At 57.0% G+C, this 24,254-nt stretch carries 26 protein-coding genes, 4 tRNA genes and 1 pseudogene; 9 read left to right on the top strand and 22 right to left on the bottom strand.

Annotation, left to right across the window (positions count from 1 at the left end):
* Nucleotides 1–68: 68 nt before the first annotated feature.
* The 9 genes from AC3ISI_RS09465 to AC3ISI_RS09425 form a co-directional block, all read right to left on the bottom strand.
* Nucleotides 69–341, bottom strand: coding sequence for an HU family DNA-binding protein (locus AC3ISI_RS09465; RefSeq protein ID WP_002552737.1), 273 nt, complete (start codon nucleotides 339–341; stop codon nucleotides 69–71).
* A gap of 154 nt (nucleotides 342–495) precedes the next feature.
* A complete protein-coding gene (lon, locus tag AC3ISI_RS09460) occupies nucleotides 496–2,892 on the bottom strand; it encodes an endopeptidase La (protein WP_489336612.1) in 2,397 nt (798 codons plus the stop codon).
* A gap of 161 nt (nucleotides 2,893–3,053) precedes the next feature.
* Nucleotides 3,054–4,337, bottom strand: coding sequence for an ATP-dependent Clp protease ATP-binding subunit ClpX (clpX, locus tag AC3ISI_RS09455; protein WP_007946893.1), 1,284 nt, complete (start codon nucleotides 4,335–4,337; stop codon nucleotides 3,054–3,056).
* A gap of 114 nt (nucleotides 4,338–4,451) precedes the next feature.
* Complete coding sequence (gene clpP / locus AC3ISI_RS09450) at nucleotides 4,452–5,087, bottom strand: ATP-dependent Clp endopeptidase proteolytic subunit ClpP (protein WP_007970761.1); 636 nt, start codon at nucleotides 5,085–5,087, stop codon at nucleotides 4,452–4,454.
* Nucleotides 5,088–5,180: 93 nt separating this feature from the next.
* Nucleotides 5,181–6,491: a trigger factor gene (tig, locus tag AC3ISI_RS09445; RefSeq protein WP_489336611.1), complete on the bottom strand. Its 1,311-nt coding sequence runs from the start codon at nucleotides 6,489–6,491 to the stop codon at nucleotides 5,181–5,183.
* 400 nt (nucleotides 6,492–6,891) lie between these two features.
* Nucleotides 6,892–6,967: transfer RNA gene (locus AC3ISI_RS09440), tRNA-His, on the bottom strand.
* 76 nt (nucleotides 6,968–7,043) lie between these two features.
* Nucleotides 7,044–7,128 (bottom strand) — tRNA-Leu (locus tag AC3ISI_RS09435).
* A gap of 55 nt (nucleotides 7,129–7,183) precedes the next feature.
* Nucleotides 7,184–7,259, bottom strand: a tRNA-His gene (locus tag AC3ISI_RS09430).
* Between the two features lie 32 nt (nucleotides 7,260–7,291).
* A tRNA-Arg gene (locus tag AC3ISI_RS09425) sits at nucleotides 7,292–7,368 on the bottom strand.
* A 274-nt stretch (nucleotides 7,369–7,642) separates the two neighbouring features.
* Here AC3ISI_RS09425 and folD point away from each other — a divergent pair.
* Together folD and pbpG are read left to right on the top strand one after the other, a co-directional pair.
* Nucleotides 7,643–8,497, top strand: a complete 855-nt coding sequence (gene folD / locus AC3ISI_RS09420) for a bifunctional methylenetetrahydrofolate dehydrogenase/methenyltetrahydrofolate cyclohydrolase FolD (RefSeq protein WP_489336610.1) — start codon at nucleotides 7,643–7,645, stop codon at nucleotides 8,495–8,497.
* A gap of 236 nt (nucleotides 8,498–8,733) precedes the next feature.
* Nucleotides 8,734–9,675, top strand: a complete 942-nt coding sequence (gene pbpG / locus AC3ISI_RS09415) for a D-alanyl-D-alanine endopeptidase (protein WP_489336609.1) — start codon at nucleotides 8,734–8,736, stop codon at nucleotides 9,673–9,675.
* Nucleotides 9,676–9,728: 53 nt separating this feature from the next.
* Here the strand turns inward: pbpG and AC3ISI_RS09410 are convergent, their stop codons facing one another.
* The 3 genes and pseudogenes from AC3ISI_RS09410 to AC3ISI_RS09400 all read right to left on the bottom strand — a co-directional run bounded on the left by AC3ISI_RS09410 (nucleotide 9,729) and on the right by AC3ISI_RS09400 (nucleotide 10,987).
* Nucleotides 9,729–9,944 (bottom strand): hypothetical protein, encoded by a 216-nt coding sequence (locus tag AC3ISI_RS09410; protein ID WP_489336608.1) that lies wholly within the window; start codon nucleotides 9,942–9,944, stop codon nucleotides 9,729–9,731.
* Nucleotides 9,945–9,960: 16 nt separating this feature from the next.
* On the bottom strand, nucleotides 9,961–10,167 hold the full coding sequence (locus AC3ISI_RS09405) for a DUF6021 family protein (RefSeq protein ID WP_489336607.1): 207 nt from the start codon (nucleotides 10,165–10,167) through the stop codon (nucleotides 9,961–9,963).
* Between the two features lie 95 nt (nucleotides 10,168–10,262).
* Nucleotides 10,263–10,987, bottom strand: a pseudogene (locus tag AC3ISI_RS09400) (cysteine peptidase family C39 domain-containing protein).
* A gap of 166 nt (nucleotides 10,988–11,153) precedes the next feature.
* On the opposite strand from AC3ISI_RS09400, the gene AC3ISI_RS09395 reads away from it, so the two are divergent.
* Complete coding sequence (locus tag AC3ISI_RS09395) at nucleotides 11,154–11,324, top strand: hypothetical protein (protein ID WP_489336605.1); 171 nt, start codon at nucleotides 11,154–11,156, stop codon at nucleotides 11,322–11,324.
* Between the two features lie 74 nt (nucleotides 11,325–11,398).
* On the opposite strand, the gene AC3ISI_RS09390 is transcribed toward AC3ISI_RS09395, so the two are convergent.
* Both AC3ISI_RS09390 and AC3ISI_RS09385 read right to left on the bottom strand, forming a co-directional pair.
* On the bottom strand, nucleotides 11,399–12,148 hold the full coding sequence (locus AC3ISI_RS09390; protein WP_489336604.1) for a TerC family protein: 750 nt from the start codon (nucleotides 12,146–12,148) through the stop codon (nucleotides 11,399–11,401).
* Between the two features lie 26 nt (nucleotides 12,149–12,174).
* On the bottom strand, nucleotides 12,175–12,417 hold the full coding sequence (locus AC3ISI_RS09385) for a hypothetical protein (RefSeq protein WP_489336603.1): 243 nt from the start codon (nucleotides 12,415–12,417) through the stop codon (nucleotides 12,175–12,177).
* Nucleotides 12,418–12,552: 135 nt separating this feature from the next.
* On the opposite strand from AC3ISI_RS09385, the gene nhaR reads away from it, so the two are divergent.
* Nucleotides 12,553–13,452, top strand: a complete 900-nt coding sequence (gene nhaR, locus AC3ISI_RS09380; protein ID WP_489336602.1) for a transcriptional activator NhaR — start codon at nucleotides 12,553–12,555, stop codon at nucleotides 13,450–13,452.
* Between the two features lie 3 nt (nucleotides 13,453–13,455).
* On the opposite strand, the gene AC3ISI_RS09375 is transcribed toward nhaR, so the two are convergent.
* Nucleotides 13,456–14,610, bottom strand: coding sequence for an MFS transporter (locus tag AC3ISI_RS09375; protein ID WP_489336601.1), 1,155 nt, complete (start codon nucleotides 14,608–14,610; stop codon nucleotides 13,456–13,458).
* A 277-nt stretch (nucleotides 14,611–14,887) separates the two neighbouring features.
* Between AC3ISI_RS09375 and sstT the strand changes: the two genes are divergently transcribed.
* Nucleotides 14,888–16,120, top strand: coding sequence for a serine/threonine transporter SstT (gene sstT, locus AC3ISI_RS09370; protein WP_489336600.1), 1,233 nt, complete (start codon nucleotides 14,888–14,890; stop codon nucleotides 16,118–16,120).
* A gap of 193 nt (nucleotides 16,121–16,313) precedes the next feature.
* Here sstT and AC3ISI_RS09365 read toward each other — a convergent pair whose 3' ends face one another.
* The 4 genes from AC3ISI_RS09365 to AC3ISI_RS09350 form a co-directional block, all read right to left on the bottom strand.
* Entirely contained in the window at nucleotides 16,314–16,823 is a 510-nt protein-coding gene (locus AC3ISI_RS09365) for a DUF1993 domain-containing protein (RefSeq protein WP_489336598.1), read from the bottom strand.
* A 79-nt stretch (nucleotides 16,824–16,902) separates the two neighbouring features.
* Nucleotides 16,903–18,312: an ArnT family glycosyltransferase gene (locus AC3ISI_RS09360; protein ID WP_489336597.1), complete on the bottom strand. Its 1,410-nt coding sequence runs from the start codon at nucleotides 18,310–18,312 to the stop codon at nucleotides 16,903–16,905.
* Nucleotides 18,313–18,315: 3 nt separating this feature from the next.
* Nucleotides 18,316–18,594 carry a lipid-A-disaccharide synthase N-terminal domain-containing protein gene (locus tag AC3ISI_RS09355; RefSeq protein WP_489336596.1) on the bottom strand — a complete coding sequence of 93 codons (279 nt, stop codon included), beginning with the start codon at nucleotides 18,592–18,594 and terminating at the stop codon, nucleotides 18,316–18,318.
* Nucleotides 18,591–19,331 (bottom strand): glycosyltransferase family 2 protein, encoded by a 741-nt coding sequence (locus AC3ISI_RS09350; protein WP_489336595.1) that lies wholly within the window; start codon nucleotides 19,329–19,331, stop codon nucleotides 18,591–18,593. The genes AC3ISI_RS09355 and AC3ISI_RS09350 overlap by 4 nt, the downstream gene beginning before the upstream one ends.
* Nucleotides 19,332–19,646: 315 nt before the next feature.
* Between AC3ISI_RS09350 and AC3ISI_RS09345 the strand changes: the two genes are divergently transcribed.
* Nucleotides 19,647–20,294: a YceH family protein gene (locus AC3ISI_RS09345; RefSeq protein WP_489336594.1), complete on the top strand. Its 648-nt coding sequence runs from the start codon at nucleotides 19,647–19,649 to the stop codon at nucleotides 20,292–20,294.
* Between the two features lie 141 nt (nucleotides 20,295–20,435).
* Here the strand turns inward: AC3ISI_RS09345 and AC3ISI_RS09340 are convergent, their stop codons facing one another.
* Nucleotides 20,436–20,954 (bottom strand): cupin domain-containing protein, encoded by a 519-nt coding sequence (locus AC3ISI_RS09340; protein ID WP_489336593.1) that lies wholly within the window; start codon nucleotides 20,952–20,954, stop codon nucleotides 20,436–20,438.
* 10 nt (nucleotides 20,955–20,964) lie between these two features.
* Entirely contained in the window at nucleotides 20,965–21,783 is an 819-nt protein-coding gene (locus AC3ISI_RS09335) for a shikimate 5-dehydrogenase (RefSeq protein WP_489336592.1), read from the bottom strand.
* Nucleotides 21,784–22,030: 247 nt separating this feature from the next.
* Between AC3ISI_RS09335 and AC3ISI_RS09330 the strand changes: the two genes are divergently transcribed.
* The 3 genes from AC3ISI_RS09330 to AC3ISI_RS09320 all read left to right on the top strand — a co-directional run bounded on the left by AC3ISI_RS09330 (nucleotide 22,031) and on the right by AC3ISI_RS09320 (nucleotide 23,111).
* Nucleotides 22,031–22,402: a hypothetical protein gene (locus AC3ISI_RS09330; protein WP_489336590.1), complete on the top strand. Its 372-nt coding sequence runs from the start codon at nucleotides 22,031–22,033 to the stop codon at nucleotides 22,400–22,402.
* Nucleotides 22,403–22,633: 231 nt separating this feature from the next.
* Nucleotides 22,634–22,828: a hypothetical protein gene (locus tag AC3ISI_RS09325; protein WP_007944773.1), complete on the top strand. Its 195-nt coding sequence runs from the start codon at nucleotides 22,634–22,636 to the stop codon at nucleotides 22,826–22,828.
* A 100-nt stretch (nucleotides 22,829–22,928) separates the two neighbouring features.
* Nucleotides 22,929–23,111 (top strand): hypothetical protein, encoded by a 183-nt coding sequence (locus AC3ISI_RS09320; RefSeq protein WP_489336589.1) that lies wholly within the window; start codon nucleotides 22,929–22,931, stop codon nucleotides 23,109–23,111.
* On the opposite strand, the gene AC3ISI_RS09315 is transcribed toward AC3ISI_RS09320, so the two are convergent.
* Nucleotides 23,108–24,169, bottom strand: coding sequence for an AI-2E family transporter (locus AC3ISI_RS09315; RefSeq protein ID WP_489336588.1), 1,062 nt, complete (start codon nucleotides 24,167–24,169; stop codon nucleotides 23,108–23,110). The genes AC3ISI_RS09320 and AC3ISI_RS09315 overlap by 4 nt on opposite strands.
* Between the last annotated feature and the right edge of the window lie 85 nt (nucleotides 24,170–24,254).

Raw genomic sequence — 24,254 nt, 5'->3', positions numbered from 1 at the left:
CTGGACTACCGCTCCGCTGCCAGGTCAGGCATGACCCTGACCCGGATAGGCAAAAACCTGAATCGAACTTAGTTGACAGCTTCTTTCAGTGCTTTACCGGCTTTGAAACCTGGTTTTTTGGCTGCTGCGATTTCCAGTGTCTTACCGGTCTGAGGGTTACGACCAATGCGAGCTGGACGATCAGTCACGGAGAAGGTACCGAAACCAACCAGAACAACAGAGTCGCCAGCCTTGAGAGCGCCAGTGACGGATTCGATTACAGCGTCCAGCGCACGGCCAGCAGCAGCTTTCGGGATATCAGCGGATGCAGCGATAGCATCAATCAGTTCCGACTTGTTCACTCTAAGTCCCCTTATATCTATTTGAGTATGATTCTAAGTTTTTTTTGGTGAAAGCAAAAAAACGTGTGTGCTGAATGGCCTACAGACACTTAAGAGCCGCTTTATAACAAGGGCTCTAAAAAACTGTCAAGGAAGCCCCCCAGGCAAATGCGTACTAATGCGTGCTAATTCTTTCCTTAGAGTCAGACTCGCGTTTTTCATCCTTTGCAACGATCTCTGGAACCACATCAGGCAAGGGCTCCGGCGCGTATTGCAGCGCAATTTGCAGGACCTCGTCAATCCATTTAACCGGTTTAATCTGCAGATCTTGCTTGATATTGTCAGGAATTTCTTTGAGATCGCGTACGTTCTCTTCAGGAATGATCACGGTCTTGATTCCGCCACGGTGAGCCGCGAGCAGTTTTTCTTTCAAGCCACCAATCGCCAACACCTGACCACGCAACGTGATTTCACCCGTCATGGCGACGTCCGCACGCACCGGAATCCCGGTCAATGCCGACACCAGGGCCGTGCACATGCCTACACCGGCGCTAGGGCCGTCCTTCGGGGTCGCCCCTTCCGGCATATGGATATGCGTGTCGCGCTTCTCGTGGAAGTCCAGAGGAATCCCCAGACTCTTGGCACGGCTGCGGACAACGGTCAGCGCTGCGGTGATCGATTCGACCATCACATCACCCAGGGAACCAGTCTTGATCAACTGGCCTTTACCCGGTACGACAGCGGCTTCGATGGTCAGCAATTCGCCGCCCACTTGCGTCCAGGCCAGCCCGGTCACCTGACCGATCTGGTCCTGCGATTCGGCCAGGCCGTAGCGGAATTTACGTACGCCCAGGAAGTGCTCAAGCATCTCGGCAGTGACTTTCACCGAGAAGCGTTTTTCCAGCGCATGCTCTTTGACCGCCTTGCGACACACCTTGGCAATCTGGCGTTCCAGCCCACGCACACCGGCTTCACGGGTGTAGTAGCGGATGATGTCGCGGATCGCGTCAGCATCGAATTCCAGCTCGCCCTTCTTCAAGCCGTTGGCAGTAATCTGCTTGGGCGAGAGGTATTTGACGGCGATGTTGATTTTCTCGTCTTCGGTGTAACCCGGCAGGCGAATCACTTCCATCCGGTCCAGCAAGGCCGGCGGGATGTTCATGGAGTTTGAGGTGCACAGGAACATCACATCGGACAGGTCGTAATCGACTTCCAGGTAGTGATCGTTGAAGTTGTGGTTTTGCTCAGGGTCGAGCACTTCCAGCAACGCCGACGCCGGATCGCCACGCATGTCGCTGCCCATTTTGTCGATTTCATCGAGCAGGAACAGCGGATTGCGGACGCCCACCTTTGTCATCTTTTGAATCAATCTTCCTGGCATCGAACCGATGTAAGTACGGCGATGACCACGAATTTCAGCTTCGTCACGCACGCCACCGAGGGCCATACGCACGAATTTGCGGTTGGTGGCGTGAGCAATCGACTCTGCCAGCGAGGTTTTACCCACGCCCGGAGGACCGACCAGGCACAACACCGGGCCACGAATTTTCTTCACGCGTTTTTGCACGGCGAGGTATTCGAGGATCCGTTCTTTGACTTCTTCCAGACCATAGTGGTCTGCATCGAGTATGTCTTCGGCACGCGCAAGGTCCAGACGCACTTTGCTCTGGGCCTTCCACGGCACCTGAACCAGCCAGTCGATGTACGAACGCACCACGGTCGCTTCCGCGGACATTGGCGACATTTGCTTTAGCTTGTTCAATTCGCCCTGGGCTTTGGCCAAGGCATCTTTTGGCAGACCGGCGGCATCGATGCGCTTTTTCAGCTCTTCGATTTCGTTGTGGCCTTCTTCGCTGTCGCCGAGCTCCTTCTGAATGGCCTTCATCTGCTCATTCAGGTAGTACTCGCGCTGACTGCGCTCCATTTGTTTTTTGACGCGACCGCGAATGCGTTTTTCAACTTGCAGCAGGTCGATTTCGGCATCCAGCAGCGCCAGAACGTGCTCGACCCGGGCCGACAAATCGATGATTTCGAGGATTTCCTGCTTCTGCTCGATCTTCAGGGCCATGTGCGCGGCCATGGTGTCGACCAGGCGGCCCGGCTCGTCGATGCTGTTGAGCGACGACAGGACTTCAGCCGGGACTTTTTTGCCCAACTGCACATATTGTTCGAACTGAGCCAGCAGGCTACGCACAAACACTTCCGACTCGCGCTCAGGCGCGTCGACTTCGTCAATCAACGAGACTTCGGCACGGCAGTGGCCATCCACTTCGCTGAAGCGCTCCACGGCGCCTCGCTGCTCGCCTTCGACCAAAACCTTGACCGTGCCATCAGGCAGCTTGAGCAGCTGCAGAACGGTCGCAATAGTACCTACGCGATAAAGTGCATCTTCACCGGGATCGTCGTCAGCAGGGTTTCTCTGAGCCAGCAGAAGAATCTGCTTGTCGCCCGACATCGCAGCCTCGAGGGCTTCGATGGATTTCTCGCGCCCCACGAACAGCGGGATAACCATGTGCGGATAAACCACAACATCACGCAATGGCAGGAGAGGCAATTCGATGGTTGTCTTCATGATTTCGCCTCTACGGCGGCCATAAGGCCGTAAACAGATGGAAGTAAGCTTGAAACCAAGATGGGGGCTGCCTTCAAAAAAAACAAGCGTAAAGACAGGGATAAAAGGCAGTAAAAGCAAAGGGGCCCGAAGGCCCCTTCTTTGTTCCAGCTGCGTGACGCTTAGGCGTCTGGCGCTGCCTTGGCAGCAGGCTCACTGTTTTCGTAGATATACAGTGGCTTGGACTTGCCTTCTATAACGCTTTCGTCGATCACCACTTTACTCACCTCGGACTGCGAGGGAATTTCATACATAGTGTCGAGCAACACGCCTTCGAGAATCGAACGCAGTCCACGGGCACCGGTCTTGCGTTCCAGAGCACGTTTGGCGACCGATTTCAGTGCGTCGGCCCGGAATTCCAGGTCCACGCCTTCCATCTCGAACAACTTGGCATATTGCTTGGTCAGAGCATTTTTCGGCTCGGTGAGAATCTGCATCAGTGCAGCTTCATCAAGCTCGTCCAGCGTCGCAAGTACCGGCAGACGACCAACAAATTCCGGGATCAGACCGAACTTGACCAGATCGTCAGGCTCGACTTCACGCAGGGACTCACCGACTTTCTTGCCTTCTTCCTTGCTGCGTACTTCCGCGTTGAAACCAATGCCACCCTTGGTGGAACGGTTTTGAATAACCTTTTCCAGACCGGAGAACGCACCACCGCAGATGAACAGGATGTTACGGGTGTCGACCTGAAGGAATTCCTGCTGCGGATGTTTACGACCACCTTGAGGTGGAACGGAAGCGACCGTGCCTTCGATCAACTTGAGCAGCGCCTGCTGCACGCCTTCACCGGAAACGTCCCGGGTGATCGACGGGTTGTCAGACTTGCGCGAGATCTTGTCAATCTCATCGATGTAGACAATGCCCATCTGGGCTTTTTCTACGTCGTAGTCGCACTTCTGAAGCAGCTTCTGAATGATGTTCTCGACATCTTCACCTACATAACCCGCCTCGGTGAGGGTGGTTGCGTCGGCAATGGTGAACGGAACGTTCAACAAGCGGGCCAGTGTTTCGGCAAGCAGGGTTTTACCCGAGCCTGTCGGGCCGATCAGCAAGATGTTGCTCTTGCCGAGTTCGACGTCGTCATTCTTTTTGTCACGCTGGTTCAGGCGCTTGTAGTGGTTGTACACCGCTACTGCCAGAACCTTTTTCGCACGCTCCTGACCAATCACGTATTGATCAAGGATGCCGCTGATTTCTTTAGGCGAAGGCAATTTATGCGCGCTGCTTTCGGCCTGGGCTTCCTGCACCTCCTCACGGATGATGTCATTGCACAGGTCGACGCACTCGTCGCAGATAAAGACCGAGGGGCCGGCAATCAATTTGCGTACTTCATGCTGGCTTTTGCCACAGAAGGAGCAATAGAGCAGCTTGCCGTTGTCCTCGCCGTTGCGGGTGTCAGTCATTCGTTCGATCCAAATCCGATAGGCTTGCAACACAAGATGAAGGCTATTGCGGGCTTTTTCAAGCCCGCCGGTGATCAGACAAGCCGACCAACCCTATTTTGAGCTGCTTATTTTTTAAGCCGGGCGCTGGCTGATCACTTCATCGATCAACCCGTACTCACGCGCAGCTTCTGCACTCATGAAATTGTCGCGGTTGGTGTCGCGCTCGATTTCTTCAAGAGTGCGCCCGCTATGCTTGGCCATCAGCGTGTTGAGACGCTCACGGATGAAGAGGATTTCCTTGGCATGGATTTCGATATCCGAGGCCTGGCCCTGGAAACCGCCCAGTGGCTGGTGAATCATCACACGCGAGTTCGGCAGGCAGTAACGCTTGCCCTGGGCACCGGCGGTCAACAGAAACGCACCCATGCTGCACGCTTGACCGATACAGGTGGTCGACACGTTTGGCTTGATGAACTGCATGGTGTCGTAGATCGACATGCCCGCTGTCACCGAACCGCCCGGCGAGTTGATGTAGAGATGGATGTCCTTGTCCGGGTTTTCCGCTTCAAGGAACAGCAGTTGCGCGCAGATCAGGTTGGCCATGTAGTCCTCTACCGGACCAACCAGAAAAATCACTCGTTCCTTGAGAAGGCGCGAGTAGATGTCATAGGCGCGCTCGCCACGAGCAGATTGCTCGACAACCATCGGGACCAGGCCGCCTGCGGCCTGGATATCTGAGTTCTGCTGAATATACGAATTACGGAACATGCTCTGCAGTCACTCCCAAATAGTTATGTCTTGAATACGCATAAGCCAGCACGAAGGCTGGCTTATGGTGATTACTTCTTAGCGCAAAAACGATCAGTCGGCTTTTGGAGCTTCTACCGGCTTGACTGCTTCTTCGTAAGAGACCGATTTGTCGGTCACACTAGCTTTCTGCAGAACAGTATCCACAACTTGTTCTTCCAGCACAACCGAACGGACTTCGTTCAGCTGCTGGTCGTTCTTGTAGTACCAGGACACAACCTGCTCAGGCTCTTGGTAGGCCGAAGCCATTTCCTGAATCATTTCACGAACGCGGGTTTCGTCAGGCTTGAGGTCGAATTGCTTGACCACTTCAGCCACGATCAGACCCAGCACAACGCGGCGCTTGGCTTGTTCTTCGAACAGCTCGGCCGGCAGTTGGTCAGGCTTGATGTTGCCGCCGAACTGCTGAACAGCCTGCACGCGCAGACGATCAATTTCGTTGGACAGCAGAGCCTTAGGCACTTCGATCGGGTTGGTGGCCAGCAGACCGTCCATTACCTGATTCTTGACCTTGGATTTGATCGCCTGACGCAGTTCGCGCTCCATGTTCTTGCGAACTTCGGTGCGGAAGCCTTCCAGACCAGTTTCCTTGATGCCGAATTGAGCAAAGAACTCTTCATTCAGCTCTGGCAGCTTTGGCTCGGAAACAGTGTTCACGGTAACGGTGAACTCGGCAGTTTTGCCGGCCAGATCGAGGTTCTGATAGTCAGCCGGGAAGGTCAGGTTCAGAACACGCTCTTCGCCGGCTTTAGCGCCAACCAGACCGTCTTCGAAGCCAGGGATCATGCGGCCGGAACCCAGCACCAGCTGAGTGCCCTTGGCGGAACCACCAGCGAACACTTCACCGTCAACCTTGCCGACGAAATCGATGTTCAGTTGGTCTTCGTTCTGGGCAGCGCGATCGGCCACCTCGAAACGGGTGTTCTGCTTGCGCAGGATGTCCAGCATTTTGTCCAGATCGGCATCAGCCACGTCAGCGCTCAGGCGCTCTACAGTGATACCTTCGAAACCGGCAACGGTGAACTCAGGGAACACTTCGAAAACTGCGACGTATTCCAGATCCTTGCCAGCTTCCAGGGATTTAGGCTCGATCGAAGGCGAACCAGCCGGGTTCAGCTTCTGCTCAACCACAGCTTCGTAGAAGGAGGACTGGATCACGTCGCCTACAGCTTCCTGACGAGCATCGGCACCGAAACGGCGCTTGATTTCGCTCATTGGCACTTTGCCTGGACGGAAGCCAGCAATCTTGGCCTTTTGGGCGGTCTGCTGCAGACGCTTGTTGACCTGGCTCTCGATGCGCTCAGCCGGCACGGTGACGCTCATGCGGCGCTCAAGAGCAGTAGTATTTTCAACAGAAACTTGCATGGATATTCCTCGTTGCACAGACGTTAGCCGGCCGTTTCCGACCCCAGAATCAAGGGCATGCATTCTAGTGGGTCAAACTCAAGAAGTCACCCTACTGAAAACGGGTAAAAACGCAGCAGGCAATTTATAGATGCGAATGCACGAATGCACCTCGCCCCGATGGCAAATACAGCCAATCACGCCAGGGCCCTGCGCCAACCCTTCTATATAGAAGCGATTGCCAATCATCTCCCTGACAGCCGATCTTGCGAGCAAGGCCGGCGGGCAGCGCGGCATCATCGAGAAACATAAATACGACGAAACGCCCTGCCCCAGCGACCCAAAACCTGCAGCCGCCAATCACTCGAACCGCTGAAACAAAAAAGGCGCCAGACTGTTAAATCTGGCGCCTCTCGAAATATGGGGTGGACGAAGGGGATCGAACCCTCGACAACGGGAGTCACAATCCCGTGCTCTACCAACTGAGCTACGCCCACCATATTGCCTGTCAAAGAAGCCAAACAACCTCTTTGTGAACCCCAACCACGCCAATCGGCACGAGTGAAGCTTATTTGGTGCGGATGAAGAGACTCGAACTCTTACGCCTCGCGGCGCTGGAACCTAAATCCAGTGTGTCTACCAATTCCACCACATCCGCGTTGAAGCCTTTAAAGCAAAGGCGCCAGACTGTTAATCTGGCGCCTTTCGAAATATGGGGTGGACGAAGGGGATCGAACCCTCGACAACGGGAGTCACAATCCCGTGCTCTACCAACTGAGCTACGCCCACCATATTGCGCTACTTGTGCCAAAGCTGCCTAATGGCGCACCCGGCAGGACTCGAACCTGCGACCATCCGCTTAGAAGGCGGATGCTCTATCCAGCTGAGCTACGGGCGCCTTTTTAATTTGTACTCTTGGAGGACTACAAACTAAGTGCTTTCCAGCCTTGCAGAACCGTAATCCTGCTTGACCTTCTAACCAGTGCTAGGCTGTGCCCGACAAGTGCGACGAATAGTATAGAGCCCCCTGAAGGTCGTCAAATCCTTTTTATAAAAAATTCATTTAATTAAAGGAGTTAGGGGAATTTGCAGACCAAGCGCCTTTGCCCTCACCTCATGACATGCGAGAATGCGTTCTCTTTTTTTCCCCTCTCGATGGTTAATCACGCGCAATGACTGCACAACTAATCGACGGCAAATCGATCGCCGCCAGCCTGCGCCAGCAGATCGCCAAACGAGTCGCCGAGCGTCGCGAGCAAGGCTTGCGCACACCCGGCCTCGCAGTGATCCTGGTCGGCAGCGATCCCGCCTCTCAGGTTTATGTCTCGCACAAGCGTAAAGACTGTGAAGAGGTCGGCTTTATATCCCAAGCTTACGACCTGCCTTCCGAAACCACTCAAGAAACGCTGACCGATCTGATCGATCGCCTGAACGACGACCCGGCAATCGACGGCGTTCTGCTTCAGCTTCCTTTACCTGAACACCTGGACGCCTCTAAATTGCTGGAGCGCATCCGTCCGGACAAAGACGTCGACGGCTTCCATCCTTACAACGTCGGTCGTCTGGCCCAGCGCATTCCCCTGCTGCGTCCATGCACTCCAAAAGGCATCATGACCTTACTGGAAAGCACCGGTGTCGATCTTTACGGGATGGATGCAGTGGTTGTGGGCGCGTCCAACATCGTTGGCCGCCCGATGGCGATGGAATTGCTGTTGGCCGGCTGCACCGTGACCGTCACCCATCGCTTCACCAAGGACCTGGCTGGCCACGTAGGTCGTGCCGATCTGGTAGTGGTTGCCGCTGGCAAGCCCGGCCTGGTCAAGGGTGAATGGATCAAGGAAGGCGCAATCGTGATCGACGTCGGCATCAACCGCCAGGACGATGGCAAACTCGTCGGCGACGTGATTTACGAAACCGCCCTGCCCCGCGCCGGCTGGATCACACCAGTACCGGGTGGCGTCGGCCCGATGACCCGCGCCTGCCTGTTGGAAAACACGTTGTACGCAGCGGAAACCCTGCACAGCTAAGCGCTAAAGCAGACGCAAACAACAAATTGAACAACCCCGCCCCTCGGCGGGGTTCTTTTTGCCTGAAAAAAGTACGAGCACCCGCTGGAAAATGACTTTTTTTTCATATTCCAGAAGACTTTCATTACTTCCTGGAACAACCATCGACAGTTATTCAGCCATACTCCAGAATGTCGCGCTTTTTACGAAATAGCCCGTTACAAAACGGCTTAACAACACATAATGAGTCTGCCAGCGTGAAAATCCGTCTATCCATCCTGAGCCTATTTTTTGCAGTTACAGGGACTTTCATCACGCCGATCGCCAGCGCTGGCGATACCACCGCCGCGCCTCGAGATACGACACATCTCAAGCTCGCTTCGGGCAGCTCATTAGTCATGGATATGCAGACCAACAAAATCATCTACGCCAGCAACCCTGACGTGGTGGTACCGATTGCGTCTGTCAGCAAACTGATGACTGGCCTGGTCGTGGTTGAAGCCCGGCAGAACATGGACGAATACATCAACATCAACATCAGTGACACCCCGGAAATGAAGGGTGTGTTCTCCAGGGTCAAACTCAACAGCGAAATGCCCCGCCGGGAAATGCTGCTGATTGCGCTGATGTCTTCGGAAAATCGCGCAGCGGCGAGCCTGGCCCACCATTATCCCGGTGGCTATGCGGCCTTCATCGCCGCGATGAACGCCAAGGCCAAGGCGCTGGGTATGACCAACACCCACTTTGTTGAGCCAACCGGTCTCTCCCCGCGAAACGTGTCCACTGCCCGTGACCTGAGCAAACTGCTGGTCGCTGCGCATAAACAGCCGCTATTGACCGAGCTGAGTACTACCAAAGAAAAAATCGTGTCGTTCCGCAAGCCCAATTACAACCTGGCGTTCCGCAATACCGACCATTTGATCCGCAATCAGAGTTGGGACATCCAACTGACGAAAACCGGCTTTACCAACGATGCAGGTCACTGCCTGGTGCTGGTCACGAGCATGGGTAATCGCCAGGTTGCGCTGGTCATCCTGGATGCCTACGGCAAGTACACCCACTTTGCCGACGCTACCCGTATTCGTAACTGGGTAGAATCTGGCAAGGGGGGCGCAGACGTGCCTTCGGTCGCCTTGCAGTACAAATCTGACAAGAACCTCAAAAGCCGTCAGCCTGGGGTGATTGAAGCCTCCAAATAGACAAACGCGCCCACCAAAGCCCCGAACTTTCGGGGCTTTTTATTGGGCGGATGTCAGTCGTTGGGCAGCGGCATCTGATCGTCATCCGGAATACCGTCCCCAGTGCTCGGGTCCCGCATGCCTCTGGGATGCTGCGTCGGCACCACCACCGGTCTGGCCAAAGGATCGCGCAGCGGACTGTCCGGATCCATCACCGGGTCCAGGTCCTCTTCAGGGGTTGTCGGAACACTGTCCGGACGCTTGTCATCAAAACTCGAATCGGTAGACATACGCACCTCATCAGGCTCAGGGTTTCAGATCAGCGAGGGGGTCATAAGGCTTCGCTGGCGCCTTTGGGTTGTCGCCCGGTTTCACGTCCCTTGGCGCCTTGGCGGGGCCGATGGGATCGACCTGAGGATCAGCGAGGTCCGGCGAATCGGGATCGAACCCCAACTCATCGCCCGAAGAATGCTCGGACGAGTGCGGGCCCTCGGGGGTAATGGAATGTGCCATGGGAGCCTCCTTGGGAGCGGCCCGGACAAATCCGGGCACTTTCCTTTAGAGAGCGAGTGCGCACGGCAGTGCCATGCAGAATGACGAACGGACGTTTACTGCGCGGTCAGGGCCTTCTTGGCCCGCGTGGCCGCTTGCTCCTGACCAGCCTGACCCAGATCATTCGCCGCCTTGAGCCAACGCTGCTGATCGACATTGGCCGGAATCTGATTCGGCTTCTGGATCAGCACGGCCCAGCCGCCAGCGCCCTTGAACGAGGACTCAAACGAGCTGAAGCTCATCATATTCCGACGATCCATCCCCGCGCGAAGCAGCACGGTCTGCTTCTTACGGTTGTAACCGGCGAGAATGGCGTAGCGCGGCTCAGACCAGAGTGTGCCTTCGGTAAAACGCAGCATCACCGGATAGCCGGCGGCGACCTGAGTCAGCAGCGCTGGCAAAGTGCTGTCGAGGGGGTAAACCACCATCCCGTATTCGCGGGCCAGATCCTGCATATTCTGCTGCAACTTGCCTTCGGCGCCCGGCAAATGCAGCGGTTTTTCGAGCAGGCCCGGGGTAATCACGATGCCCTGTTGCGCCAACATGCTGGCCAGCACTTGGGGTCCGCTTTGATAGGCTTGCCCGCGGTAGAACGTACCGCTAAGTTCCACCCGCTCCGGCAGACGCTGGATTTCAGGCGCAACGCTCCCGGCGCAACCTGCCAACCCGGCAACGCAGCCAACAATCAGCGCCGCCGTTCGAATTCGAGACAATACCCGCTCCATGTTCACGCTCTTGTTCAGACGCCAGGTAACAGACTCCCGGCTTGGCCGTCGATCATAAGACGCCGCGCGACGGCGGTATAGCCTTAACCGGCAGTTACATGCTTTCGATAGAGCGAACTGGTTAGTGACAGACGACCTTTGGTCAATTGCCTGACACAGAGCACCGGCTAGACTGGTAATTGCAAAACGTGTGTGCCCGATGCAGGGCAAAGAGGAGGCACGATGAGCCTGACAATGACGATCGTGATGTTGATTTCTGGCTGGCTGGCCGTCGCCGCTGCCATGTTATGGGGAGTCCTGCGCATTACCCGGCGACACTATCATCACCCGATTCAATCAACGGCTGTGGCCGAAAACGAAAAACCGGCTGAACACCACGCCACCGCGCACTGAATAGCCATTTCAGTTTTCAAAAAAAGGCCGCCTGAACACGTTCGTATTCAGGCGGCCTTTTCATTTATCGCCAATCAAGCTTCAGCGCCAATGCGCTTCTGCCGGGCCCGACGCGACATCATGTTCAAGCACTCGATCGTTGCCGAGAACGCCATGGCCGCATAGACGTAGCCTTTCGGTACGTGGGCGCCGAAGCCTTCGGCGATCAGCGTCATGCCGATCATGATCAGGAAGCCCAGCGCCAGCATTACCACCGTCGGGTTGTCGTTGATGAACTTGGCTAACGGATCAGCCGCCAGCAACATCACCAATACCGACACCACCACCGCGATGATCATGATCGGCAAATGCTCGGTCATGCCGACCGCAGTGATGATGCTGTCAATGGAGAACACCATGTCCAGCATCAGGATCTGCCCGATAGCAGCGGCAAAGCCCAGGGTCACGGTCGACGTCGCCGACTTCGGATCTTCCGGTGCCGGGTCCATGCTGTGATGGATCTCGGTGGTGGCTTTCCACAACAGGAACAGGCCGCCAGCAATCAGGATCATGTCCTTCCAGGAGAACGCATGGCCGAGGATTTCGATCACAGGCGCCGTCAACTGGACGATAAACGCTATGGTGCTCAGCAGACCCAGACGCAGGATCAGCGCCATGCCGATACCAATGCGGCGGGCCTTCTGCCGATGTTGCTCGGGCAGTTTATTGGTCAGGATCGAGATGAAGATCAGGTTATCGATGCCAAGCACGATCTCCATGACAATCAACGTGGCCAGGGCGACCCAGGCGGTAGGGCTTGCAGCAAGTTCTAAAAGGTATTCCATGGGTCAATCCTGACTCGTATTAGACGTTAGATTTCCTGGGACGTAGCTTCGGTTTTGTCTTTGTCTTCGCCCGCTGATTCTTTCTTGCTGATCAGGCCGCCGGTGGCATCGCTGAGTGCTTGTTCGGCAGCTTTGTGGGTGTCGTCAATTGCCTGTTTAGCGCTTTCCGCAGCCTTGCCCATCAGTTGCTGAGCACTTTTTTCGGCCTGGTCGCAACCGGCCAATACCAGTAAAGACGCGAACAGCACTGCTGTGGTTTTGAACTTCATGATGCTTCCCTCGTTAGAACAAACGGCACCAAAACCATGGCCCGTTGATAGCGACGCATTCTAGGGAGGCAAACACTTCAGGAAAATTCGTATTTTTAGCGGTTATACTTCGGTTTTTACGAACTGTAGACCGTCATGCTCAACTATCGGCAATTGCATTATTTCTGGGTGGTGGCCAAAACCGGCAGCATCGTGCGTGCCTGCGAGCAGTTGAACCTGACACCGCAGACCATCAGCGGGCAGATTTCCCTGCTCGAGCAAACCTACGGCATCGAATTGTTTCGACGGGTGGGCCGGCAACTTGAACTCACCGAGGCGGGCCGTCAGGCCCTGCCCTACGCCGAGCAGATGTTTCAGCTGGGGGGCGAACTGGAATTGATGCTGCGAGCGCAGCCCAATGAGCAGCAGATTCAGTTTCGGGTGGGTGTCGCGGACGTCGTGCCCAAGTCCATCGTTTATCGGTTGATCGCGCCGACGATGGAATTGAGCGAGCCCCTGCGCATCACCTGTCGCGAAGACAAACTCGAACGGTTGCTCGCTGACCTGGCGATCCAGCGTCTGGACATGGTGATTTCCGACAGCCCGATGCCCTCGCACTTGGACATCAAGGGCTATAGCCAGAAACTCGGGGAATGCGGAATCAGCTTCTTTGCCACGGCTGAATTGGCCGCGCGCTATGGCCTGGATTTCCCCCGCAGCCTGAACGGCGCACCGCTGTTGATTCCGGGGCCGGAAACCGTGGTGCGCAATCGCTTGCAGCGTTGGTTCGCCGAGCAGCAGATCCAGCCGCGCATTGTCGGCGAGTTCGACGACAGTGCGTTGATGCAGGCGTTTGGTCAGTCCGGCAGCGGGATCTTCATCGGCCCGAGCGTGATTGCCGACGAAGTGAAACGTCAATATGGCGTCGAGGTGATTGGCCAGACTGACGCCGTGACTGAATCGTTCTACGCCATTTCAGTGGAGCGCAAGGTCAAGCACCCCGGCATTGTCGCCATTACCGAAGGTGCCCGACGTCAGTTGTTCACCGAACTGTGAGCGTCAAGCGCAGACTTCACGCGGCTTGAAGGTCATCAGCGCAATCGCCAGCAGAATCGAGGCGAGGATAAAAGCGGCAGCCGCGAACCCAAGGCCTTGCAGACCGAAGTTGTCAATCACCCGTCCACCGACCATGGCGCCCAGACCGATGCCGAGGTTGGCCCCGGCGATGTTCAACGATGCAGCGAATGCCGGCGCCTCGGGCGCCGCCTTCATCAGTCGCACATGGCTGACCAGGAATAACGCTGCCTGCGTCACGCCCCAGATGCCCATCGCTGCCGCCAGACCAAGGGGTGAGTGAATGTTCGGCACCAGCGCCACCAGGCCGGCAATCATGAACGCGCAGAACATCACCGACGCAATCAGCGGATGACGATCCACCGCGCGGCCACCCAGCGAGTTACCGATTAGCCCGACCGCGCCAAAGCCCATCAGGCACCAGCCGACCACCGTGCCGTCGAAACCGGCCAGGCGTTCAAGAATGTCCGCCAGGTAGGTGTAAGCAGTAAACATGCCGCTGAAGACCACAATCGATAGCAGCACATGACCGACCATCAACGGGCTGCGCAGGATCTTGAATTGCGAACGAAAACTCACCTGATGCTGGTGCAGGTTGGTTTTCGGCAGGTAGATAAACAGCAACAAGGCTTTGGCAAAGGCGATCACCGCCAGAATGCCGAAGGCGCTGCGCCAGCCGAACGCGTCGGAAATCAGCGTGCCCACCGGAATACCGAACACCGTGGCGCAGACAATGCCGAAGCCGATCTTGGCAATGGCGCGCCCCGCGTAGTCGGGGCCGACAATGTCCACCGCCGTTTCACTGGCCAATGCCCAGAACACCGGCAAGCCGAGTGCGGGAATCAACCGGGCAAACGCCATCACCCAGATATTGGGCGCAAACGCCGCAAGGGTGTTGGCCAGACCGAACATGATCAGCACCGAGATGAACAGCTTGCGCCGCTCAAACCGAGCGAAGTACGCGGTCAGGAACGGCCCGAAGGCCGCGACAGTAAAAGCGAACAAGGTCACCAGCAAACCCGCTTGCGGGATGCTGACGTCAAGGTCACGGGCAATCGCCGGCAACAGGCCGACGATGACGAACTCCGTGGTCAGCACCGTGAAACCGGCGGCAGACAACAGAAGAATGGGCAACAGCATGCACAACTCCAGAAAACGACAACACCAGCGAATAGCCCGAAGGCCCACTGGCAGATTTGAAAATGAGGATGGCGAATCTTAACAGAGTGTTTCCAAACCGGGTTGCACGAACCTGTTTATCTCGTTGTTTGCACAGGTGACAGATCGTCACAGGCCCGAAAGATCGGTCCGACGCTGTGATAAAATCCGCGCCCTGCAATACGCACACCTTATTCATCGGCCATTGATTGGCATTGATGTCGCGATACCCCGCACTTAAAAACAGAGATGCCGTTTTATGACCGCTTCCTCCCCTTCGCTATTGCAATGCCTGAAACGCTTGAGTCTGGTCACGCAAATCATCATCGGCCTGATCGCTGGGATTGCCCTGGCGCTGTTCGCGCCGGACGTGGCCAAATCCTGCGCCTTCATCGGCAAGGTGTTCGTCTCGGCACTGAAAGCCGTCGCGCCGATTCTGGTGTTCGTGCTGGTCATGGCGTCGATCGCCAACCATAAGCATGGTCAGGAAACCCATATCCGACCGATTCTGTTTTTGTATTTACTGGGGACGTTTGCCGCGGCGGTGGTCGCGGTGGTGGCCAGCATGATATTCCCGTCGAGCCTGGTACTCGCCACCCACGACGTCGCGGTCACTGCGCCGGGCGGTATCGGCGAAGTGCTGCAAAGCCTGCTGCTGAGCGTGGTCGATAACCCGGTCAGCGCGTTGATGAACGCCAACTTCATCGGCATCCTGGCCTGGGCCATCGGTATGGGCATCGCCATTCGCCATGCCGGCGACACCACCCGTGAAGTGCTGGGCGACCTGTCCAACGGCGTCACTGTGATCGTGCGGCTGGTGATTCGCTTTGCACCGCTGGGGATCTTTGGCCTGGTGGCCTCGACCCTCGCCACCTCTGGCTTCGGCGCCTTGATCGGCTACGCGCATTTACTGGCGGTGCTGCTCGGTTGCATGCTGTTCGTGGCACTGGTGATGAACCCGGTCATCGTGTTCTGGAAGCTGCGCCGCAACCCGTATCCGCTGGTGCTGACCTGCTTGCGCGAGAGCGGCATTACTGCGTTCTTCACCCGCAGTTCGGCGGCAAACATTCCGGTGAACCTGGAGTTGAGCAAGCGCCTGGGCCTGCATGAAGATACCTACTCGGTGTCGATCCCGCTGGGCGCGACCATCAACATGGCCGGCGCAGCAATCACTATCACCGTGCTGACCCTGGCGGCGGTGCATACCCTGGGCATCGCCGTGGACATTCCAACCGCGATTCTGCTGAGCGTCGTCGCGGCGATCTGCGCCTGCGGTGCTTCGGGTGTGGCGGGTGGTTCGTTGTTGCTGATTCCACTGGCGTGCAGCCTGTTTGGCATCCCGAGCGAGATTGCCATGCAGGTCGTAGCGGTCGGTTTCATCATTGGGGTGTTGCAGGACTCGGCGGAAACGGCGCTGAACTCCTCCACCGATGTGCTGTTCACCGCGGCGGCTTGCCTGGGTGAAGAACAGAAAGCAGAACGCCTGGCCTGACCAACACCGCAAAACCTGTGGGAGCGAGCCTGCTCGCGAAGGGGCCGTCAGCCTCAATGTAACCGTTGACTGATACACCGCTTTCGCGAGCAGGCTCGCTCCCACAGGGGATTGTGGTGTTGGTGAGGAATGCGTACTTATAAAAAAGCCCCCACAACCTCAGGCTGCGGGGGCTTTTTTGTACCCGGACGGTTTAGAACGCGCCCATGAAGTCGCGCTTGCCCACTTCCACACCGTTGTGACGCAGCAGTGCGTACGCAGTGGTGACGTGGAAGAAGAACTGCGGCAGGCCGTAGCTCAGCAGGTAAGCCTGGCCACTGAAGCGCTTCTCTTTAGGCGTGCCCGGACGGGTAACGATTTCGATGCCTTCCTTGCCATTGATCTGCTCTGGCTTGATCTCGGCGATGTAAGCCAGAACCTTGGTCAGCAGCGCTTGCAGCTCGGCGAAGGTGGTTTCAGTGTCTTCGTACTTCGGCAATTCAACTTCGGCCAGACGCGAGGAAACGCCTTTGGCGAAATCAACGGCGATCTGCACTTGGCGCACCAGCGGGAACATGTCCGGGTACAGGCGGGCTTGCAGGAACGCGTTCGGGTCGATGTTCTTTTCGGTAGCGTGCGCTTCGGCTTTTTTCAGCACGTCACTCAGGGCGGTGAGCATTTGCTTGAAAACAGGGACAGAAGCGTCGTAGAGGGAAATGGTCATGGCAGTCTCGTGTGGTGACAGGAGGGGAAAACGTCGGCCGATTATAGCCATGCTCGCCCCTCCTGCGACGGGTCTTTTTTCAGTGGCAGTCCCCACCCATGCGCACGAGCAGCGCGCCGCGGTGCGGTTTCAGATAGGAGTCGACTTCACCGACTTTGCACGACGCCAGGTTCTGCAATTGCGGATCGAGAGGCTCTTGCAGGAACAGCAGCCCAGCCGGGCGCTTATCATCTTGCAACTGCTCAAGCGTCAGCGGCGCAACCGGTCGGCCCATGTAATAAACCAGGCGGATATCCGGCTCACCAACGCTGTAGGCCTTCTGACCCGGCTGCCCGGCGGCCAGTGTGGCGACCTGTTCCAGACCGCCGACGCGGTGAGACAACACGCGCGCTTCGATAAACGCATAAAACACCACAAACCCGGCCAACATCACATAGGGAACCGTGGCCAGACAGGTTCGCCAGCGCCCCTTCATGTCTTCGAGCACTGCCGTCCAGTGCATGGCCAGCAGCAAGGCCATGGACGGGTAAACCGGCAACAGGTACTTGCCGTGTTTTTCGGTGAACATGGAAAAGACCAGCAGCGGCAGCAACGTGCAACACAGCAGCATGGCCGCCTCGCGGCGCGATCGGATCATTGCCCAAAACGTGCGTGGCTGTACAAACACAATCAGCCAGAACGGGAAGAAATCACCGGCCAGATACAACAGATAGGCGTACCAGGCCTCGGCGCCCTGCCCGTCGATCTTCCTCACAATGTCTTCGCTGATGATCGACGCCCAGATCCCCCAACCCTGACTCAACGACACCGCCACATACCATGAACTGCCCAGCACCACGGCCATCAGCCAGCCCCAACCGTCACACAGGTAGGCTTTGGCCCGTGCATCACGGTAGATCAAGGCGTAAGTCAGAATCGGCGCCGTCACCCACAGCAGGCAAACCGGCCCTTTGGTCAGCAGCGCACAGCCTAAAAGGAGGTAGCTGAGCCGGCTCCACAGCACCCGGCCCTGCTGGAAGATGAACTGCCACGCCGCCAGCAACGCGCCGAAACACAGCAGGGTCAGCAGCATCTCGATTTCCGAGCGGCGGGCGAACAGGCTGAAGGCGCCGTTCGCGGCCAGAAACACCACCGCGAACAAGCCGACCTGACGCCCGGCTTGTCGGACGCCGTACCAATACGTACCGAGGCAGCACAAAATCGCCGCCACCGCCGAAGGCAGGCGTACGCTCCACTCGGACACATTGCCCAGCACGGCCGTCGATACCAGGCCGGCCCAATAGAAAAACGGCGGTTTGGACAGGTACAAATCGCCGTTCATGTACGGCAGCAGCCAGCTCCCGGCTTCGTGCATTTCACGCACGGTGACGGCGCGGCGTGCTTCGTTGACGCTGAGAAACGGTACGCTGCCCAATCCCCAGAAAAACAGCAGCGCGATGGCGACCGCCGCCAACATCGTGATGTTTCGGGTCGATAACGATCCGCGCATGACCTACTCCTTTAGGTTTTTGCTTTTAGCGATCAGTTGCAAGTTGCGAAAATAAACAATAGAGCCAAAGGCCTGGCCGACGATGAATACCGGGTCTTCCCGGTAAATGGCGTACGCGAGCAAAAGCGTGCTGCCGACGATACTCAGGTACCAGAAACTCACCGGGATCACGCTGCGTTTTTTGTATTCGCTGTACAACCACTGCAGGATAAAGCGGCCGGTAAAGGCGATCTGGCCGACAAAACCGATCCCCAGCCACAAGGCTTCGCGAGAAAAATTCATCCTTCGATCTCCTGCGCATGGGTGTTCAGACGCGTGCGCTTGATCAGCCACCACACCCCGACCAGGTCGAGGATGCCTACCAGGGCGCGGTCGAGATTGCCGTACTTGGACACCCCCGCTGTGCGCGGGCGGTGGTTGACCGGATGGACGATCATTCGGCCGTTATGACGCTGGATCAGCGCCGGAATAAAACGATGCATGTGATCGAAGTACGGCAGACGCAAGAATGCGGCGCGCTCGATCAGTTTCAAGCCGCAACCGGTATCCGGGGTGGAGTCCTTGAGCAAGCGGCGGCGCAGACCATTGGCGAAACGCGAAGCCCAACGTTTGCTCGCGGTATCGCGGCGATTGACCCGGTGCCCGGCCACCAATTGCACGTCGCCCGCCCCCGGGTTACCGCGCACCAGCGCCAGCATGCCGGGTATGTCCGCCGGATCGTTTTGCCCGTCGCCATCGAGGGTCGCCAACCAGTGTCCGCGCGCCTCGAGCGCTGCATGGTAGAGCGACGTGCTCTGCCCCAGCGAGCGCTCATGGTGCAGGATGCGCAAAGCGCTCAGGCCGTTGTTCCGGATCTGCCGCAGTTCATGCAGGGTGGCATCGGTGCTGCCATCGTCGACGACGATGATTTCGTAGGGCTCGTCAGCCAAGGCCACGCGAATTTCCTCAAGCAGGGGCTTGAGGTTGTTGGCTTCGTTTTTGGCGGGAATCAGTACGGATACAAAAATGTCTTGGCTCATGGAGTCTCTCTCGCCCTTTTTGATTTTCAGTTATCGGAGGCGAATAAAGGTGGCGTACACCGAGTGACTCGATGCAGGGGTCAAATGTTCGGAACGATGCAGCCCAACGGCCACAGCGACTTGCACGGGTACACGCACGAGGTCGCGCGGGCACGCATACGGTGCCCGTGAGTTTGTAAAAATGTCGTTAATATTTCATTGGGATTTCGTCATCGCCAACTTCGGGGCACAACGAATTCTGTTGCCATTGGCGCTCGCCAAACTAAAGTGCATTCACGCAAGTGAAAAACATGAACCGGGTAAGGATGCGCCACCATGAGCACTGAGCAAGAGACGACCTTCGACGAGCCGCGGCTTAACAGCACGGAAATCCGCATTTTGGGCTCGCTGATCGAAAAGCAGGCCACCAGCCCGGAAACCTATCCGCTGACCCTTAACGCCCTGGTGATCGCCTGCAACCAGAAAACCAGCCGCGAACCGGTGATGAACCTGACTCAAGGCCAGGTCGGCCAGAGCCTGCGGGCACTGGAAGGACGCGGCTTCACCAAACTGGTGATGGGCAGCCGCGCGGATCGCTGGGAACACAAAGTCGACAAGGCTCTGGAGCTGGTGCCCGCGCAGGTGATACTGACCGGGCTGTTGTTTTTGCGCGGCCCGCAAACGGTAAACGAATTGCTGACCCGCAGCGGGCGCATGCATGAATTTGAGGACGCCGAACAGGTGGTTCATCAACTGGAGCGTTTGATTGCTCGGGGTTTGGCGTTGTTGATCCCGCGACAAGCCGGGCAGCGCGAGGACCGGTATATGCATGCGCTGGGTGATCCGGCGGATATCGAGACTATCCTGGCGGCACGCCAGAACCCGGCGGAGCGCGGCACGGGAAGCGGCGTTTCGATTGAGCGCATCGAAGAGCTTGAAGCGCGCATTGCAGCGCTGGAAGAACGCCTGGCACGCCTCGAATAACCAGTCCACACCTCTACAACTGTGGGAGCCGGCTCCAGGCGGCATTCCGACGATGAGGCCAGCACATCCAAATTTGATGTTGACTGACACTCCGCCATCGCGAGCAGGCTCACTTCCACATTGAAACGATGGCGCCTGTAGCTACTCACCTTCCCAATAATCCACTCCGTCGCCCGGCCGGGCGATGGCGACAAAGCCTGATGCATTACCCTCGGCATCCACCTTGAAATCATCCATCACCGCGTATTTACCGGAATCCGGGTACTCGCAGATCTCCGGCGATTGCTGGGTGCTCACCGCCAGATAACGCAATCCAGCGTTGCTGGTGTTGATAATCTGATGCGCCGTTTCCGGGCCACCCGGCGGGCAGGCAATCACGTCACCTGCCCGAATCGGGAAACGCTCTGCCCCAAGACGGATCTCCCCTGCCCCGGCCACGATGTAAAACATCTCCTCGTTGACGCGATGACTGTGAAACGGACTGCCTCGCATACCCGGTTCCAGCACATATAACCGATACCCAAGCTTTTGCGCGCCCAGTTGCTGACCGACGCGGGCCATTCGCTGCTGATAGCGTCCGGCCGTGTCGCCCGTAGGCGCCAAGGCTTCGGGCAACGGTTCAAGATCGACCTGGTTCAGGTTGAGAATGCGCGGATGCATGGGACTCCTCCTAGCTGCGGGCAAATTCCACGGCTTTGTGAAACTGTTCATCCGTCGGCCGAACACCGGTGTACAGCACGAATTGCTCCAAGGCCTGGATCGCGACGACCTCCAACCCGGTAATCACCCGCTTGCCTTCAGCGCGCGCCCGGACGATCAGCGGTGTTTCCGAGGGGATCGCCACCACATCGAAGACAGTCTCGGCAGCGACTATAGCTGCAGTATCGAACGCCAGTTGATCGGCCTCCGGACCGCCCGTCATGCCGATCGGTGTAACGTTGATCAGCATTTGTGGTCGCTGGGCGCCCAGGTCCGCTTGCCACTGATAGCCCAGCGCCTCAGCCAATGCACGCCCGGCGCGCTCATTACGGGCGACGATCAAGCCGTTTTTGTAGCCGCCGTCGCGCAACGCGCTGGCCACTGCCTTGGCCATGCCGCCGCTGCCGCGCAGGGCAAAGGTCGAATCCTTGGGGACTTCATGGGTGTTAAGCAGTTGCTCGACGGCAAGGTAATCGGTGTTATAGGCCTTTAAATGGCCATCAGTATTGACGATGGTGTTGATCGATTGAATGGCCGCCGCCGAGGCGTCCAGTTCATCCACCAATGCGATGCACGCCTCCTTGAACGGCATCGACACGCCGCAGCCTCGAATACCCAAGGCGCGAATCCCCCCCACGGCACCAGGCAAATCCTGGCTGCTGAAGGCCTTGTAGTAGAAGTTAAGGCCAAGCTGTTCATACAGATGATTGTGAAACCGCAGGCCGAAGTTACCGGGGCGCGCTGACAGGGACATGCACAGTTGTGTGTCTCGGTTGGGGTTCATCTGCATGAAACTTTCTCCTTCAATAGCACTTTCAGATGGACGGGGTTAGCCATTCCATCGGGTCTGTTCGATCATTACTGTACCGGCTGCGCGCGATAGCGCGGGCCCGTCAGAAATCCGGTAAAGACCTTACACAAAATTTACCTATCTACTGTGCTGATTTTCGAAAAAACGCTGTCTTAGAGGTATCCCCGCGACAATCCTTGAGTCTATTGCAGACGCAAGCGCCGGGTCGAAGAACCGAGGAATTATCATGATCCGTAAAATCCCCACAGTTGCCTTGCTGATCGGCGCACTCGCTGTCGCAGGACAGGCACAAGCCCATGGCGGTGGTTGTGGTAACTGCTGGGAAGGTCCAGCGGTCTTTGGCGCGATAATTGGTACGGCCATGGTCGGTTCGGCCCTGATTAACGCCAATCGGCCGGTCTATGTACAACCTCAACCGGTTTACCAGCCGGCGCCGGTTTACGTGCAACAACCGCCGCCACCGGTTTATTACCAACCTGCACCTGTTTACGTGCAACAACCGGTCATCTACGCCCCGGCGCCGGTTTACTACGGCCCGCCGCGTTATTACGGCCCGCCACGCGGTTACTACTATGGCCACGGTTATGGCCACTGGTAACAGAATCACCCGGCCCCGCCTCAACAGCGGGGCTTTTTTATGACCGCTCGTCGACGAACGTCTGGATAAATCGCGTCAATGTCGCTTTGGGGACAGCATCGGTGGTTCAAATTGGCAACATTGACTTGAATCATCCCCGCCTTGCGCCAAACGGTCATATTTATGTCATGTCGGGTCCGCAAGCTTGGATCTGTCCGCAAACAATAGGTCAATAACAACAAGGACGACCTCATGCCCACACAAAACCCGCACCGCATTGTCGGTTTGTGCACCTCCAGCAAGGTGTACAACGCTTTGACCGAACTCAAGCACCTGGAAGGACATCGCAGCGCCAAGTTCCTTTCGCTGCTGGCGGAAAACCTGGTGCGCAAAGGCCTGCTCAACGAGCACGAAGTGGTTCATATGCTCGATCTGGTCGTCGACTGAGGCGAACAGTCACCGACGTCAATGACGACTATCGAAAGCGTTGATTTTCCGATCCGGCACCAGGTCCGTAAGGTAGCCCCATCGATTGATGGAGGTACTTATGTCCCATGTTCAAATCATGTCTGTTATCGGCAGTGCGGTTCCCGCCCCGCTTAGAGCGCTGGGATTGCTCGCCTGTTGGTATCTGGTGCAGGACGGTGAAGCAATCAGCGGTCCGCTCACCTCGCTGCCGGACGCCCAGGCCTTGTCGCAGCTTATCGACCAGGGCCAGCTCAGCGCCTAAGGCAACTGCACTTTCGGTTTGGTTTCAAGGAAAATGGCCCAGCTGGACATGAACAAGGCTGCGATCAGTGGCCCGATGACAAAACCGTTGAGGCCAAAGATCGCCAGACCGCCCAGGGTCGATATGAGGATCAGATAGTCCGGCATCTTGGTGTCCTTGCCCACCAGGATCGGTCGCAGCACGTTATCCACCAGACCGATAACAAAAATCCCGTACAGCCCCAACACTACGCCCTGCCACATCGCCCCGCTGAGCAGGAAAAACGCCGCCACCGGCGCCCAGATGATCCCTGCCCCCACCGCTGGCAACAGCGACAAAAACGCCATGAGGACCGCCCAGAGCAACGCGCTCGGGATGTCCAGGAACCAGAAAATCAAGCCCCCCAAGGCGCCCTGCGTGATTGCTACCAGCAGGTTGCCCTTTACCGTCGCCCGCACTACGCGATTGAACTTGAGTTGCAACCGACGTTTTTGGTGTTCCTGCAACGGCACGGCCGCGCGAACTTCGCGCGCCAACTCGGCGCCGTCGCGCAGAAAGAAATACAACAAGTAGAGCATGATGAAAAAGCTCACCACGAAATCAAACGTACCCTGGCCGAAACTGAATACCTGCGTGGCGAAAAACTCGTTACCCGTCACCGCACTCTTGATGATTTTCTCCCGCAACCCGCTCAGCTCCCCCACCCCGAACCGATCAAGCAAGTGCTGAAAGTACGGCGGCAGGCTGTGCTTGAAGTGCGACACATATCCCGCAATGTCCAACTCACCGCTTTCGATGTTTTTGTACAGAATCGCTCCCTCTTGAACCAGGAAGAAGCTGAGGATGATCACCGGCAGGATCGCAATCACCAGGCAGATACTCAGCGTGAGCAACGACGTCAGGTTGCGCTCCCAGCCCAGCTTCAATTGCAGTCGACGCTGCATCGGCGCAAAGAGGATGCCGAGGATCACTGCCCAGAACACCGCGCCGTAAAACGGCAGCAAAATCCAGATGAACGCTACAGTGACCAGCCCAAGCAAGATCACCAGCGATTTGTTCCGTACGGTTTTTTCGTTCATGTCCGATCCGTGTCAGTACGCAGGGACACAGGCTCTTATAAGTTGAGCTGTCCTTATGCTTAGTCCTCCAAGGTTCGCGCGAGTG

It is taken from the genome of Pseudomonas sp. GL_139_B, from assembly GCF_057834475.1.
This window is presented reverse-complemented; position numbering and strand designations above follow the sequence as displayed.

What these genes read in the sequence shown, in the direction of transcription:
- lon (WP_489336612.1), bottom strand. Translation starts at nt 2,892, where the DNA reads ATGAAGACAACCATCGAATTGCCTCTCCTGCCATTGCGTGATGTTGTG.
- clpX (WP_007946893.1), bottom strand. Translation starts at nt 4,337, where the DNA reads ATGACTGACACCCGCAACGGCGAGGACAACGGCAAGCTGCTCTATTGC.
- clpP (WP_007970761.1), bottom strand. Translation starts at nt 5,087, where the DNA reads ATGTTCCGTAATTCGTATATTCAGCAGAACTCAGATATCCAGGCCGCA.
- tig (WP_489336611.1), bottom strand. Translation starts at nt 6,491, where the DNA reads ATGCAAGTTTCTGTTGAAAATACTACTGCTCTTGAGCGCCGCATGAGC.
- folD (WP_489336610.1), top strand. Translation starts at nt 7,643, where the DNA reads ATGACTGCACAACTAATCGACGGCAAATCGATCGCCGCCAGCCTGCGC.
- AC3ISI_RS09410 (WP_489336608.1), bottom strand. Translation starts at nt 9,944, where the DNA reads ATGTCTACCGATTCGAGTTTTGATGACAAGCGTCCGGACAGTGTTCCG.
- AC3ISI_RS09405 (WP_489336607.1), bottom strand. Translation starts at nt 10,167, where the DNA reads ATGGCACATTCCATTACCCCCGAGGGCCCGCACTCGTCCGAGCATTCT.
- AC3ISI_RS09395 (WP_489336605.1), top strand. Translation starts at nt 11,154, where the DNA reads ATGAGCCTGACAATGACGATCGTGATGTTGATTTCTGGCTGGCTGGCC.
- AC3ISI_RS09390 (WP_489336604.1), bottom strand. Translation starts at nt 12,148, where the DNA reads ATGGAATACCTTTTAGAACTTGCTGCAAGCCCTACCGCCTGGGTCGCC.
- AC3ISI_RS09385 (WP_489336603.1), bottom strand. Translation starts at nt 12,417, where the DNA reads ATGAAGTTCAAAACCACAGCAGTGCTGTTCGCGTCTTTACTGGTATTG.
- nhaR (WP_489336602.1), top strand. Translation starts at nt 12,553, where the DNA reads ATGCTCAACTATCGGCAATTGCATTATTTCTGGGTGGTGGCCAAAACC.
- AC3ISI_RS09375 (WP_489336601.1), bottom strand. Translation starts at nt 14,610, where the DNA reads ATGCTGTTGCCCATTCTTCTGTTGTCTGCCGCCGGTTTCACGGTGCTG.
- sstT (WP_489336600.1), top strand. Translation starts at nt 14,888, where the DNA reads ATGACCGCTTCCTCCCCTTCGCTATTGCAATGCCTGAAACGCTTGAGT.
- AC3ISI_RS09365 (WP_489336598.1), bottom strand. Translation starts at nt 16,823, where the DNA reads ATGACCATTTCCCTCTACGACGCTTCTGTCCCTGTTTTCAAGCAAATG.
- AC3ISI_RS09360 (WP_489336597.1), bottom strand. Translation starts at nt 18,312, where the DNA reads ATGCGCGGATCGTTATCGACCCGAAACATCACGATGTTGGCGGCGGTC.
- AC3ISI_RS09355 (WP_489336596.1), bottom strand. Translation starts at nt 18,594, where the DNA reads ATGAATTTTTCTCGCGAAGCCTTGTGGCTGGGGATCGGTTTTGTCGGC.
- AC3ISI_RS09350 (WP_489336595.1), bottom strand. Translation starts at nt 19,331, where the DNA reads ATGAGCCAAGACATTTTTGTATCCGTACTGATTCCCGCCAAAAACGAA.
- AC3ISI_RS09345 (WP_489336594.1), top strand. Translation starts at nt 19,647, where the DNA reads ATGAGCACTGAGCAAGAGACGACCTTCGACGAGCCGCGGCTTAACAGC.
- AC3ISI_RS09340 (WP_489336593.1), bottom strand. Translation starts at nt 20,954, where the DNA reads ATGCATCCGCGCATTCTCAACCTGAACCAGGTCGATCTTGAACCGTTG.
- AC3ISI_RS09335 (WP_489336592.1), bottom strand. Translation starts at nt 21,783, where the DNA reads ATGCAGATGAACCCCAACCGAGACACACAACTGTGCATGTCCCTGTCA.
- AC3ISI_RS09330 (WP_489336590.1), top strand. Translation starts at nt 22,031, where the DNA reads ATGATCCGTAAAATCCCCACAGTTGCCTTGCTGATCGGCGCACTCGCT.
- AC3ISI_RS09325 (WP_007944773.1), top strand. Translation starts at nt 22,634, where the DNA reads ATGCCCACACAAAACCCGCACCGCATTGTCGGTTTGTGCACCTCCAGC.
- AC3ISI_RS09320 (WP_489336589.1), top strand. Translation starts at nt 22,929, where the DNA reads ATGTCCCATGTTCAAATCATGTCTGTTATCGGCAGTGCGGTTCCCGCC.
- AC3ISI_RS09315 (WP_489336588.1), bottom strand. Translation starts at nt 24,169, where the DNA reads ATGAACGAAAAAACCGTACGGAACAAATCGCTGGTGATCTTGCTTGGG.